Origin of the sequence: Streptomyces sp. HUAS 15-9 (assembly GCF_025642155.1) — a bacterium.
GTDB lineage: Bacteria > Actinomycetota > Actinomycetes > Streptomycetales > Streptomycetaceae > Streptomyces.
Window position 1 is genome coordinate 1,338,074 of the sequence record NZ_CP106798.1, and the last position, 12,285, is coordinate 1,350,358.

A 12,285-nucleotide genomic window follows, 5' to 3' on the forward strand; every position below is an offset into this window, starting at 1 on the left:
GTGCTGAAGGCAACTCTCAGAAGCTTCCTCGCCCACAAAGGTCGGCTGCTGCTGTCCGCGTTGGCCGTCGTCCTGTCCGTGGCGTTCGTCGCGGGCAGCCTGATCTTCTCCGACACGGTCAGCCGCACCTTCGACCGGCTCTTCGCCTCCACCGCCGCCGATGTGACGGTGGGGCCGAAGGAGGACCTCAAGTCGTCGGTGCCGACCGGCGCCGTGCAGACCGTCCCCGCGGCACTCGCGGACCGGGTCGCGAAGGTCGACGGGGTCGCGGCGACCCACGCCGACGTGTCCGTGCAGAACATCGTGGTGGTCGACAGCAAGAACAAATCCGTCGGCCCGACCACGGGCGCCCCGACCATCGCCACCGACTGGTACCTCACCGACCGCAGTCCGGTGAAGCTGACCTCCGGCCACGCCCCGCGCGGCGCGGGTGAGGCGCTGCTCGACGCGGACACCGCCGACAAGAAGCACGTACGGATCGGCGACACGCTGACCGTGCAGGCGCAGCCGGGCACCTTCAAGGTGCGGGTCGTCGGCATCGCCACCTTCACCACCACCAACCCGGGCGCGGCGCTCGTCTTCCTCGACCCCGCCGTCGCCGCCCGCGAACTGCTCGGCTCCGCGGGCCGGTCCACCGCCATCTCGGTGGACGCGGCGAAGGGCGTGACCGACGACGTGCTCAAGCAGCGCGTCGGCCAGGCGATCGGCACCGGCGGCTACGACCTGAAGACCGCCGACGAGCAGGCCAAGTCGGACGCCTCCGACCTCGGCGGATTCCTCGACGTGATCAAGTACGTGATGCTCGGCTTCGCCGGGATCGCGGTCCTGGTCGGCATCTTCCTGATCGTCAACACCTTCTCCATGCTGATCGCCCAGCGCACCCGTGAACTGGGCCTGCTGCGTGCCCTGGGCGCCGACCGGCGCCAGGTGCGGCGGTCCGTACTGACCGAGGCGGTGCTGCTCGGCGTGGTCGGCTCCACGCTGGGTCTGGCCGCCGGGATCGGGCTCGCGTTCGGACTGATCAAGCTGATGAGCGCGTTCGGCATGAACCTCAAGGCCACCGAGATGGTCGTCGGCTGGCCGACCCCCGTCGCCTCGTACGTCGTCGGTGTCGGCGTCACCTTCGTCGCGGCGTATCTGCCCGCCCGGCGCGCGGCGACCGTGTCGCCGATGGCGGCGCTCGCGGACGCCGAGATCGCCGGTGTGGGGCGGCCGTTGCGGACGCGGGCGATCGTCGGGTCCGTCGTCGGGGCAGCCGGCGCGGCTGCACTCGCCGGCTGCGCGGTCGCGACGAAGACGAGTTCGGCGGCCTCGTTCCTCGGCCTCGGTGTCGTCCTGACGCTCATCGCGACCGTGATCGCCGGACCGCTGCTCGTCCGGCCGGTGATCCGCGTCCTCGGCGGGGCCTTTCCCGCGTTGTTCGGTTCCATCGGCCGGATGAGCCAGCGCAACGCGCTGCGCAACCCGCGCCGTACGGGCGCCACCGCGGCCGCCCTGATGGTCGGACTGGCCCTGGTCGGCGGGATGTCGGTGGCGAGTGCCTCCATGTCCAGGTCCTTCGACCAGCAGATCGACAAGACGCTCGGCGCCGACTTCGTCGTACAGAACAGCAACTTCCTGCCGTTCACGCAGGAGATCACCGACAAGGTGCGCGGCACGGACGGTGTGGGCCTGGTCGTACGGCAGCGGTTCGCGCCCGTGGCGGTGCGGCTGCCGGACGGCAAGCGCATCGAGACGACCGCCGCCGGATACGACTCCCAGGTCGACGACGTCGCCCACGTCACCTACGCGAGCGGCAACACCGCGGCCGCGCTGGCGGACGGCAGCCTCGGCATGGACTCCGACTTCGCCAAGGACCACAAGGTGCGCCTCGGAAGTGTCATCCCGGTCGAGTTCCCGGGCGGCCGGACGACCGAGATGAAGGTCGGCGCGCTCACCGACCAGGCCGGCTCCGGCGGGTTCGGCATGCAGGGCGGGCTGTTCTTCGGCATCGGCACGGCCGAGAAGTACGTACCGGGCGGCCAGGACGCGTCCCTGTACGTCAACAAGTCCTCCGGCACCTCCGCCGACCAGTTGCGCTCGCGCCTCGAGAAGACGCTCGCCGCGTATCCGCAGGTGCAGGTGCGCGACCAGGCCGACTACAAGAAGCTGGTCCACGACCAGATCGCGGTGCTGCTGTACCTGGTGTACGCGCTGCTCGGACTCGCGATCGTCATCGCGGTACTGGGCGTCGTCAACACGCTCGCCCTGTCGGTGGTGGAACGCACGCGGGAGATCGGCCTGCTGCGCGCGATCGGTCTCGCCCGGCGACAGCTCCGCCGGATGATCCGGCTGGAGTCGGTGGTGATCGCGGTGTTCGGCGCGGTCCTGGGACTGGCGCTGGGACTGGTGTGGGGCGTGTGCACCCAGCAGGTGCTGGCGCTGCAGGGCATGACGGCGCTCGCGATCCCCTGGGGCACGATCGTCGCGGTCGTCATCGGCTCCGCGGTCGTGGGCATCGTGGCGGCACTGCTGCCGGCGTTGCGTGCCTCCCGCATGAATGTGCTGGCGGCCATCGCGCACGAGTGACGAAGGTGCCGGCGGCCGTCGCGCACGAGTGATCAACGTGCCGGCGGCCGTCACGCACGCATGGTGGAAGCACCGGCGGACCGTCACGCACGAGTGACGAAGGTGCCGGCGGCCGTCGCGCACGAGTGATCAACGTGCCGGCGGCCGTCACGCACGCATGGTGGAAGCACCGGCGGACCGTCACGCACGAGTGATGAACGTGCCGACGGCCCTCGCCCGCGCGTGATGGAATCTCGACGGAGTCTCAAGTCACGTGCTGTCGAGGAGAGTTCATGCCGCGTCCGTTCCGCTTCGGGGTCAACCTGCTCACTCCCGCGCCCACTGCGGAGTGGCGCGCCAAGTGCCGGCGTGCCGAGGAGCTCGGGTACGACGTGATCCTCGTCCCCGACCATCTCGGCATGCCCGCGCCGTTCCCGGCACTGGTGGCGGCCGCCGAGGCGACCGAGCGGCCGCGCCTGGGCACGTTCGTGCTCAACGCGGGCTTCTGGAACCCGGCGCTGCTGGCCCGTGAGGTGGCGACGACCGACGCGCTGACCGGTGGCCGCCTGGAACTCGGCCTCGGCACCGGCTACGTACAGGCGGAGCACGAAACGGCCGGTCTGCCCTACGGCTCGCCGCGCGAGCGGGTGGACCATCTCCGGCACACGGTCGAGGAACTGGACCGGTTGCTCGGCTCCGCGGACCACCAGCCCCGCCCGGCTCAGTCACGGGTCGCGCTGCTGATCGGCGGCAACGGCGACCGCGTCCTGCGCCTGACCGCCGAGCACGCCGACATCGCCGGCTTCACGGGGGTCGGGCTGGTGCCGGGGAGCACGGCGGGACGGCTGAGGCCCATGACAGCCGGGGAGCTGGACGAGCGCGTGGGCCGCTACCGGGAGTTCGCGGCCGGACGAACGGAGCCCGCCGAGCTGAATCTGCTCCTCCAGACGGTGGCCCTCACCGACGACCCCGGATCCGCGCTGAAGCCACTGCTGGAGCGCCAGCCGCAGCTCACCGCCGCACAGGCGCTGGAGTTGCCCGTCGTGCTGGCCGGTCCCCTGGAGCGGCTCGTCGAGCAGGTGCGGGCGCGGCGCGAGCGGTACGGGTTCTCGTATCTGACCGTGCTGGAGCCGTACATGGAGGAGTTCGCGCCCGTGATCGCGGAGTTGCGCGGCGAGTAGCCGTCCGCATGCCGGAATTCCGCGTCGCGTTCCATGGCCCGTGGTGTGATCGTCCGCATGACGGAACTGCGTATACGGGCCGCCGGACCCGACGACCTCGACACCGTGCTGGCCTTCTGGAAGTCGGCCGCAGAGGGCACGAGCATCAGCGACGACCGGGACGGTGTGGAGCGGCTGGTCACCCACGACCCCGAGGCGCTGATCCTGGCGATGGGGGTCCCCCCTGGTCGAGCGGAGTCGAGAGCTTGGGGGAGGGAAGGGGAGCTGGTCGGCACGGTGATCGCGGGCTTCGACGGCTGGCGCTGTCATCTGTACCGGCTCGCGGTGCATCCCGAGCGGCGTCGGCAGGGCGTCGGCTCGGCGCTGCTGGCCGCCGCCGAGGAGCGGTTCGTACGGCTGGGCGGTCGGCGCGGGGACGCCATGGTGCTGGTCCGCAACGAGAGCGCTCAGCACGCCTGGCGGGCGGCCGGGTACGCGCCGGAGGAACACTGGCGGCGCTGGGTGAAGTCGCTGACCGACTGAGCCGCTTTGCCCATCCTTTACCATTGAGGGAAACGGCTCCGGCCACTCGGCCCTCCGACGAAAGGTGTGAGCGTCCGCCCATGGGCGAGCCTCCCTGTCGACGACACCGCGCATTCCCCCCTGCCCTGTCCGACGATGGGACAGAGGTGACCCGATGACCGAAGTGCTCCTCCTGCTCGTGGCGGTGCTGCTCTCGATCGCCTGTGGTGCCTTCGTCGCCGCCGAGTTCTCGCTGACCACGGTCGAGCGCGGCGAGCTGGAGCGGGCCGTCGAGCGCGGCGAGCGCGGTGCGGCGGGTGCCCTGAAGGCCGTACGGAGTCTGACGTTCCAGCTCTCCGGCGCGCAGCTCGGGATCACCGTCACCAACCTGGTGGTCGGCATGCTCTCCGAGCCGTCCATCGCCAGACTGATCGCGGGCCCACTGGAGTCGCTGGGGCTCTCCTCGGGCACGGCGAGTTCGGTCGCGCTGGTGCTGGGCACGGCTCTGTCGACCGTGTTCCTGATGGTCGTCGGCGAGCTGGTGCCCAAGAACTGGGCGATCTCCTCGCCGCTGGCCGTGGCGAAGCGGGTGGGCAATCCGCAGCGCCTGTTCAGCGCCGCCTTCCGCCCCTTCATCACCCACCTCAACAACACGGCCAACCATGTGGTGCGCCGTTTCGGCGTCGAGCCCGCCGAGGAGCTGGCCTCCGCGCGCGGGCCCCAGGAGCTGGTGGCACTGGCCCGGCACTCCGCCAAGGAGGGCGCCCTGGAGGCGGACACCGCCGAACTGTTCGTACGGACCCTGAACCTCGCCGACCTCAGCTCGGAGAACGTGATGACGCCGCGCGTCCAGGTCGTCGCCCTGGACGTGCAGGCCACCTGCGAGGACGTGGCGAACGCGACCCGGGCGACCGGACTGTCCCGGTTCCCGGTCTACCGCGGCAGCCTCGACTCGGTCGTCGGCATCGCCCACATCAAGGACGTCCTGGCCCTTCCCGCCGACGAGCGGCCGCACCGGCCCGTCTCCCAGGTGATGCGCGAGCCCCTGCTGGTCCCCGAGTCGCTCACCGTCGACCGGCTCCTCTATCGGCTCTCCGGCAAGCGCACGATGGCCGTGGTCATCGACGAGTACGGCGGTACGGCGGGCGTCGCGACCCTGGAGGACATCGTCGAGGAGGTCGTCGGCGAGGTCCGGGACGAGCACGACCCGCACGAGACCCCCGACCTCGCCCCCGCCGGGGCCGACGAGGAGGGCCGGGCGCTGTACTCGGCGGACGGTGCCGCCCGCACGGACCAGCTCGCACGCGTCGGTCTCCGGGTGCCGGAGGGGCCGTACGAGACGCTGGCCGGTCTCATCGCGACCGCGCTGGGCCGCATACCGCACAACGGTGATCGCGTCGAGGTGGCCGGCTGGCGGCTGGACGTGGTGGACGCGTCGGGGCGCCGGGCGGCCCGGGTGCTGCTGCACGCGCCGCTCGACGACGAGCAGAGTGCGCGGGGGGAGGACGCGACGTGACCGCCGTACAGCTGCTGATCGGTCTGACGACGCTGGTCCTCAACGCCTTCTTCGTCGGAGCCGAGTTCGCGCTGATCTCGGTGCGCCGCAGCCAGATCGAGCCGCACGCCGAGCAGGGCGACCGGCGGGCGAAGGCCGTGCTGTGGGGCCTGGAGCACGTGTCGGCGCTGCTGGCGGCCGCCCAGCTCGGCATCACGCTGTGCACGCTGGTGCTGGGTGTGGTCGCGGAACCGGCGATCGCGCATCTGCTGGAGCCCGTGTTCCACGCGCTGGGCGTGCCCGAGGACGCGGGTCACGTCGTGTCCTTCGTGATCGCGCTGACGCTGGCGACGTATCTGCACATGCTGCTCGGCGAGATGGTGCCGAAGAACATCGCGCTCGCCGAACCGGTGCGCAGCGCGCTGCTGCTCGGCCCGCCCCTGGTCGCCCTGGCCCGTGCGCTGCGTCCGGTGATCTTCACGGTCAACGCCCTCGCGAACGGACTGCTCAAACTGCTCAGGGTGGAGACCAGGGACGAGGTGGCGGCGACCTTCTCGGACGCGGAGCTGGCCCAGATCGTCAAGGCCGCCGGCGACGCGGGCCTGATCGACGACCGGGCGCGGGAGCGGCTGCACGACGCCCTGGAGCTGGGCAGCCGGCCGGTGCGGGACGTTGTGGTCCCGCTGGAGCGTGTCGTCTACGCGCGCGTGGGGGTCACTCCGGAGCAGGTGGAGCGGCTGTCGGCGGAGTCGGGCTTCTCCCGTTTCCCCGTGGTGGACGAGGGCCGCCGGATCGTGGGCTATCTGCACGTCAAGGACGCGCTGGACGCCTCGCCCCGGGACGAGGCGTTCCGGTTGCGGGACATGCGGCCGATCGCGCGCGTCCGGGAGAACACCCCGCTGGACGACGTGCTCACCGCGATGCGGGGCAGCCGTACGCATCTGGCGGGGGTGCTCGGCGCGGACGGACGGCTCGCGGGGCTGGTGACGATGGAGGACGTACTGCGGGAGCTCTTCGGGCAGCATGCCTGAGGGCCGCCGCAGGGGCGGCCGGGGCCGACCGACCGCTGGGTATGGAGCCGGGATACCATCGCTGTCGCCATGCAGACGAATCCCACGCACCCCACCCACACCAGCCTGGTCGCGGTCGGCGACTCCTTCACCGAGGGCATGTCGGACCTGCTGCCGGACGGCTCCTACCGGGGCTGGGCCGACCTCCTCGCGGCGCGGATGGCCGCCCGCACGCCCGGCTTCCGGTACGCCAACCTGGCGGTGCGGGGCAAGCTGATCGGGCAGATCGTCGACGAGCAGGTCGACGTGGCGGCGGCGATGAACCCCGATGTGATCACGCTGGTCGGCGGGCTCAACGACACGCTTCGGCCCAAGTGCGACATGGCACGGGTGAAGGGTCTGCTGACGGAGGCCGTGGAGCGCCTGGCGCCCGCCTGCGGGCAGCTGGTGCTGATGCGCAGTCCCGGTCGCCAGGGCCCGGTCCTGGAGCGGTTCCGGCCGCGCATGGAGGAGCTGTTCGCCTGCGTCGACGAGCTGGCGCAGCGGCACGGCGCCGTGGTGGTGGACCTCTACGGGGCGCCTTCGCTGGCCGACCCGCGGATGTGGGACGTGGACCGGCTGCATCTGACGGCCGAGGGGCACCGCCGGGTCGCGGAGGCGGTCTGGCAGACGCTCGGCTACGTGCCCGAGGACACCGAGTGGCGCGCCCCGATGGCGGCCACACTGCCACCGGGCTGGGTCACCCGGCGGGTCGCGGACGCGCGGTTCGCCAAGCAGCACCTGCTGCCGTGGATCGGCCGCCGGCTGACCGGCCGCTCGTCCGGGGACGGCCGCCCGGCGAAGCGGCCGGAGCTGCTGCCGTACGAGGGTCCGGCGGCGTAGCGGCCGTGACCACGCGGGTGATCAACGTCCGGGGCCGGATCCACGAGTTCGGCCCCCGGCTGGAGCACGCCCCCGAGGACGTGGTCCACGTCGGCCGGCGCTGGACGCTGGGCGGCTGGGACCTGCCCCGGCACCCGCTGTACAACCCGTTCGCCTACGACACCCCAAAGAAGAAGCGGCACGGCACCCGGGCCGAGGTCATCGCGATGTACCGGGCGTACCTGCTGGAGCGGCCCGAGCTGCTCGACCTGGTGCCGGAGCTGCGCGGGAAGAGGCTGGCCTGCTGGTGCGCGCCGGAGTCGTGCCATGCGGACGTGCTGGCGGAACTGGCCGACACGGACGACGTGCCCTTCTAGGCTTCGGGGTGCCGTGCCCTGGGCCTGGGAGACCACGTGTCCTGGGCCTCGTCGGCCCCTTGTAGGTTCCGCCGAACGGCCCCGTGGCGCTGGCCTGCATGAATCGCCAGTAGAATCCGTCTACGTGACTTCAGCGCCCGCCAAGCCCCGCATCCCGAACGTCCTCGCCGGACGCTACGCCTCCGCCGAGCTCGCCACGCTCTGGTCCCCCGAGCAGAAGGTGAAGCTGGAGCGGCAGCTCTGGCTCGCCGTGCTGCGCGCCCAGAAGGACCTCGGCATCGAGGTGCCGGACGAGGCGATCGCCGACTACGAGCGCGTCCTCGACACCGTCGACCTGGCCTCGATCGCCGAGCGCGAGAAGGTCACGCGGCACGACGTGAAGGCCCGTATCGAGGAGTTCAACGAACTCGCCGGGCACGAGCACGTGCACAAGGGCATGACGTCCCGCGACCTGACGGAGAACGTCGAGCAGCTGCAGATCCGGCTCTCGCTGGAGCTGATGCGCGACCGTACGGTGGCCGTCCTGGCACGGCTGGGCAGGCTGGCCGGCGAGTACGCCGAGCTGGTCATGGCCGGCCGGTCCCACAACGTCGCCGCCCAGGCCACCACCCTCGGCAAGCGCTTCGCGACCGCGGCCGACGAGCTGCTCGTGGCCTACGGCCGGGTCGAGGAGCTGCTCGGCCGCTATCCGCTGCGCGGCATCAAGGGCCCGGTCGGTACGGCGCAGGACATGCTGGACCTGCTGGGCGGCGACGCGTCGAAGCTCGCCGAGCTGGAGGACCGGATCGCGGCGCACCTCGGCTTCTCGCGGGCCTTCACGTCCGTCGGCCAGGTCTACCCGCGCTCGCTGGACTACGAGGTCGTGACCGCGCTGGTGCAGCTGGCGGCCGCGCCGTCCTCGCTGGCCAAGACGATCCGGCTGATGGCCGGGCACGAGCTGGTGACCGAGGGCTTCAAGCCCGGTCAGGTCGGCTCGTCCGCGATGCCGCACAAGATGAACACCCGCTCCTGCGAGCGCGTCAACGGTCTCATGGTCATCCTGCGCGGCTACGCCTCGATGACGGGCGAGCTGGCGGGCGACCAGTGGAACGAGGGCGACGTGTCCTGCTCGGTGGTGCGCCGAGTCGCGCTGCCGGACGCCTTCTTCGCGCTCGACGGTCTGCTGGAGACCTTCCTGACCGTACTCGACGAGTTCGGTGCCTTCCCGGCGGTCGTCGCCCGTGAGCTGGACCGCTATCTGCCGTTCCTCGCCACGACCAAGGTGCTGATGGGCGCGGTGCGCGCGGGCGTCGGCCGTGAGGTGGCGCACGAGGCGATCAAGGAGAACGCGGTCGCCACCGCGCTCGCGATGCGCGAGCAGGGCGCCGAGCGCAACGACCTGCTCGACAAGCTGGCCGCCGACGAGCGCCTCCCGCTCGACCGCGCGCAGCTCGCCGGGCTGATGGCCGACAAGCTGTCCTTCACCGGCGCCGCCGCCGACCAGGTGGGGGTCGTCGTCGGCCGCGTCCAGGAGATCGTCAAGCAGCACCCGGAGGCCGCCGGATACACCCCGGGAGCGATCCTCTGACCCTCCCCCAAGCTCTCGGCTCCGCTCGAGCAGGGAGGTGCCCCCTTACCCAGGCGGAACTGGAGGCCGCCCGCGACCGTCTCGTCCCCGACGTGGTCGCGGCCGGTCTACAGGTACTGTTCTGCGGGATCAATCCCGGGCTGATGACGGCGGCGACGGGTCACCACTTCGCCCGTCCCGGGAACCGGTTCTGGCCGGTGCTGCATCTGTCCGGGTTCACACCGAGGCTGATGAAGCCCGCGGAGCAGTGGGAGTTGCCGTCGTACGGACTCGGCATCACCAATGTCGTGGCGCGGGCGACCGCGCGGGCCGACGAGCTGACGCCGCGGGAGTACGTGGAGGGCGGTCGGCTGCTGTCGGCGAAGGTGACGCGACTGCGGCCGACGTGGCTGGCCGTGGTCGGGGTGACCGCCTACCGGGCCGCCTTCGGGGACCGCGGGGCCCGGGTGGGGCCGCAGGAGCGGACGATCGGGGACACGCGTGTGTGGGTGCTGCCCAATCCCAGCGGGCTGAACGCCCATTGGACGGCGGCGACGATGGCGGAGGAGTTCGGGTGGTTGCGGGAGGCCGCGCGGAGCTGACGGGTCAGGGCGGGGCGGTCTCGGTGACCACCGCCAGCAGCTGGAAGGGCAGTTCGGTGTCCCACTGGGACACGCCCAGCGCGAGCCAGCGGCCCGACTGCGTCCGCCACAGATGCACATCGGGGACGTGCGAGGCGAGCGTGCCCCACGGCTCCGCCGGCTCCTCCCCCTCCATGCCGCGCCGGAACACGCTGTCCAGGCTGAACACGTCCGCCGGTCCCCAGCGCTCGGCGAGCCGCTCCGCCAACGCGTCCCGGTCGGCCTCGTACTGCGCCTCCGTCTCCTCCCGGTCGGTGCCGTCGTCCTCGTAGAAATCGCCGCTGGTCTGTAACTCGGCTATGAGGTACCCCGGCCCGCCCGTGCCCACATCGGTCCTGCCGTCCGCGGCGGGGAACTCCCGGGCGCACAGCCGCTCGATCACAGCAAGGCAGTTTGCGATGTCCATGTGATCCAGTAAAGCGTGCCCCACTGACAATTGGCGGGCTGTCAGGCGTCCCTGCGCTGGATGCTCCAGGCTCCCGCGCACAGGGCCGCCGCCGCCCACAGCGCGGTCACCGCGAGCCCGGTCCAGGGGCCGAGGAAGCCGTCCCACGTGCTGTGCAGGGCCACTTGGCCGGCCCGGTCGGGCAGGTAGTCGGCGACACCCGCGGACAGGTCGCCGATGACGAAGGACACGATCAGCAGGAACGGGATCAGGATGGACAGGGTCGCGACGCCACTGCGCAGCACGGCCGCGAGTCCGGCGGCGAACAGCGCCATCAGCGTGAGGTGCAGGCCACAGCCGAGCGCGCCGCGCACTCCCTCGGTCCAGGTCGGCCCGGAGGCGCCGAGGACGGCCTTGCCCATCAGCAGGGTCACCACCCCGGTGACCAGCCCGACCGCGAGGACGGACAGGGCGATCGCCGTGGCCTTCGCGGCGAACCAGCGCCGCCGGTCGGGCACGGCCGCCAGGGTCAGCCGCAGCGCGCCGCCCCGGAACTCCGAGGACAGGGCCGTCGTACCGAACGCGATCGCGGCGATCTGCCCGAAACTGATGCCGAAGAACACCGAGAACAGCGGGTCCGCGTCGTCGGTGCCGGCGTCCGCGGAGGCGGAGGCCAGCGCGGAGAACGCGGCGGTGGCGACGAGGATCGCCACCAGGCTGCCGACGAGCGAGCGCAGCGTCCGGATCTTGATCCACTCCGCGTGCAGAACGGCTGCGAAGGGCATGGTCAGGCCTCCTGGGGCTGGGTGGTGAACTCGGCCTCGGCCGCGGTCAGATCGAAGTAGGCCTGCTCCAAGGTGGCCTCCTGGGCGGCCAGTTCCAGTACGGGCACGCCCGCCTCGGACATGAGGCGGCCGAGGTCGTCCACGCGCGCGTGCCGTACGGTCCACGTCCCGTCCTCGCCCTGGGAGGCGTCGTGGCCGCGGCGGGCGAACAGGTCGCCGAGCGCGGCGTCGTCGGTGGTGCGGATCCTGACCTCGGGCCGTACGCGCGCGTGGATGAAGTCCTGGACGGGGGTGTCGGCGAGGAGGCGGCCGCGGCCGAGGATCACGAGGTGGTCGGCGAAGGCGGCGGTCTCGTGCATCAGGTGGCTGGATACCAGGACGGTGCGGCCGTCCGCCGCAAGTTCGCGCAGCAGGGTGCGGATCCAGACGATGCCTTCGGGGTCGAGGCCGTTGGCGGGCTCGTCCAGCAGGATCACCTCCGGGTCGCCGAGCAGGGCGGCCGCGATGCCGAGTCGCTGGCGCATACCGAGGGAGTACGTCTTCACCCGGCGCCGGGCCACGGCGGCCAGTCCGGTCTGTTCCAGCACGGCGTCGATCCTGCGGTCGGGGATGCGGTTGCCGGCCGCGAGGGCCCGCAGATGGTCGCGTGCGGTGCGGGAGCCGTGCGCGGCCCGCGCGTCGAGCAGGGCGCCCACCTTGCGCAGCGGTTCGCGGAGTTCACCGTAGGCGCGGCCGCCGATCGTGGCGGTGCCGGAGGTCGGCCGGTCCAGGCCGAGGACGAGCCGCATGGTGGTCGACTTTCCGGCGCCGTTGGGGCCGAGGAAGCCCGTGACGCGGCCGGGGCGGACGCTGAAGGTCAGTCGGTCCACGGCCCGTCGGCTGCCGTACTCCTTGGTGAGGTCTCGTACGTCGATGCTGGTCATGGCAACAACCCTGACGCCTCACGGGCGTTGGTT

11 protein-coding genes and 1 pseudogene are annotated in these 12,285 nt (G+C 71.7%); 9 read left to right on the forward strand and 3 right to left on the reverse strand.

The features are described from left to right. The 9 genes and pseudogenes from N8I87_RS06065 (at position 1) to mug (ending at position 10,120) form a co-directional block, all read left to right on the forward strand. Entirely contained in the window at positions 1 to 2,568 is a 2,568-nt protein-coding gene (locus N8I87_RS06065; RefSeq protein WP_263206179.1) for an ABC transporter permease, read from the forward strand. 272 nt (positions 2,569 to 2,840) lie between these two features. Further along, positions 2,841 to 3,728 carry an LLM class F420-dependent oxidoreductase gene (locus N8I87_RS06070; protein WP_263206181.1) on the forward strand — a complete coding sequence of 296 codons (888 nt, stop codon included), beginning with the start codon at positions 2,841 to 2,843 and terminating at the stop codon, positions 3,726 to 3,728. A gap of 24 nt (positions 3,729 to 3,752) precedes the next feature. Continuing rightward, a pseudogene (locus N8I87_RS06075) lies at positions 3,753 to 4,250 on the forward strand (GNAT family N-acetyltransferase); the annotation flags it as partial. 154 nt (positions 4,251 to 4,404) lie between these two features. After that, complete coding sequence (locus N8I87_RS06080) at positions 4,405 to 5,745, forward strand: hemolysin family protein (protein WP_263206183.1); 1,341 nt, start codon at positions 4,405 to 4,407, stop codon at positions 5,743 to 5,745. Further along, positions 5,742 to 6,755 carry a hemolysin family protein gene (locus tag N8I87_RS06085; protein ID WP_263206185.1) on the forward strand — a complete coding sequence of 338 codons (1,014 nt, stop codon included), beginning with the start codon at positions 5,742 to 5,744 and terminating at the stop codon, positions 6,753 to 6,755. The genes N8I87_RS06080 and N8I87_RS06085 overlap by 4 nt, the downstream gene beginning before the upstream one ends. A gap of 69 nt (positions 6,756 to 6,824) precedes the next feature. Further along, complete coding sequence (locus tag N8I87_RS06090) at positions 6,825 to 7,616, forward strand: SGNH/GDSL hydrolase family protein (RefSeq protein ID WP_263206187.1); 792 nt, start codon at positions 6,825 to 6,827, stop codon at positions 7,614 to 7,616. Positions 7,617 to 7,621: 5 nt separating this feature from the next. Continuing rightward, entirely contained in the window at positions 7,622 to 7,972 is a 351-nt protein-coding gene (locus N8I87_RS06095; RefSeq protein WP_263206188.1) for a DUF4326 domain-containing protein, read from the forward strand. A 124-nt stretch (positions 7,973 to 8,096) separates the two neighbouring features. Continuing rightward, the gene (gene purB, locus N8I87_RS06100) at positions 8,097 to 9,539 is read left to right on the forward strand and encodes an adenylosuccinate lyase (protein ID WP_263206190.1); all 1,443 of its coding nucleotides are present in this window, start codon (positions 8,097 to 8,099) and stop codon (positions 9,537 to 9,539) included. Positions 9,540 to 9,598: 59 nt separating this feature from the next. After that, the gene (gene mug, locus N8I87_RS06105; RefSeq protein ID WP_263216323.1) at positions 9,599 to 10,120 is read left to right on the forward strand and encodes a G/U mismatch-specific DNA glycosylase; all 522 of its coding nucleotides are present in this window, start codon (positions 9,599 to 9,601) and stop codon (positions 10,118 to 10,120) included. Positions 10,121 to 10,124: 4 nt separating this feature from the next. On the opposite strand, the gene N8I87_RS06110 is transcribed toward mug, so the two are convergent. The 3 genes from N8I87_RS06110 to N8I87_RS06120 are packed head-to-tail and all read right to left on the reverse strand — an operon-like array spanning position 10,125 to position 12,252. Beyond that, the gene (locus N8I87_RS06110; RefSeq protein WP_263206192.1) at positions 10,125 to 10,565 is read right to left on the reverse strand and encodes a hypothetical protein; all 441 of its coding nucleotides are present in this window, start codon (positions 10,563 to 10,565) and stop codon (positions 10,125 to 10,127) included. Between the two features lie 41 nt (positions 10,566 to 10,606). Next, positions 10,607 to 11,329 carry an ABC transporter permease gene (locus tag N8I87_RS06115; protein ID WP_263206193.1) on the reverse strand — a complete coding sequence of 241 codons (723 nt, stop codon included), beginning with the start codon at positions 11,327 to 11,329 and terminating at the stop codon, positions 10,607 to 10,609. A gap of 2 nt (positions 11,330 to 11,331) precedes the next feature. After that, complete coding sequence (locus N8I87_RS06120; protein ID WP_263206195.1) at positions 11,332 to 12,252, reverse strand: ABC transporter ATP-binding protein; 921 nt, start codon at positions 12,250 to 12,252, stop codon at positions 11,332 to 11,334. Positions 12,253 to 12,285: the final 33 nt, after the last annotated feature.

Bases quoted from the DNA above. Each gene is read 5' to 3' on its own strand.
- N8I87_RS06070 (WP_263206181.1), top strand. From the start codon at position 2,841: ATGCCGCGTCCGTTCCGCTTCGGGGTCAACCTGCTCACTCCCGCGCCC.
- N8I87_RS06080 (WP_263206183.1), top strand. From the start codon at position 4,405: ATGACCGAAGTGCTCCTCCTGCTCGTGGCGGTGCTGCTCTCGATCGCC.
- N8I87_RS06090 (WP_263206187.1), top strand. From the start codon at position 6,825: ATGCAGACGAATCCCACGCACCCCACCCACACCAGCCTGGTCGCGGTC.
- N8I87_RS06110 (WP_263206192.1), bottom strand. From the start codon at position 10,565: ATGGACATCGCAAACTGCCTTGCTGTGATCGAGCGGCTGTGCGCCCGG.
- N8I87_RS06115 (WP_263206193.1), bottom strand. From the start codon at position 11,329: ATGCCCTTCGCAGCCGTTCTGCACGCGGAGTGGATCAAGATCCGGACG.
- N8I87_RS06120 (WP_263206195.1), bottom strand. From the start codon at position 12,252: ATGACCAGCATCGACGTACGAGACCTCACCAAGGAGTACGGCAGCCGA.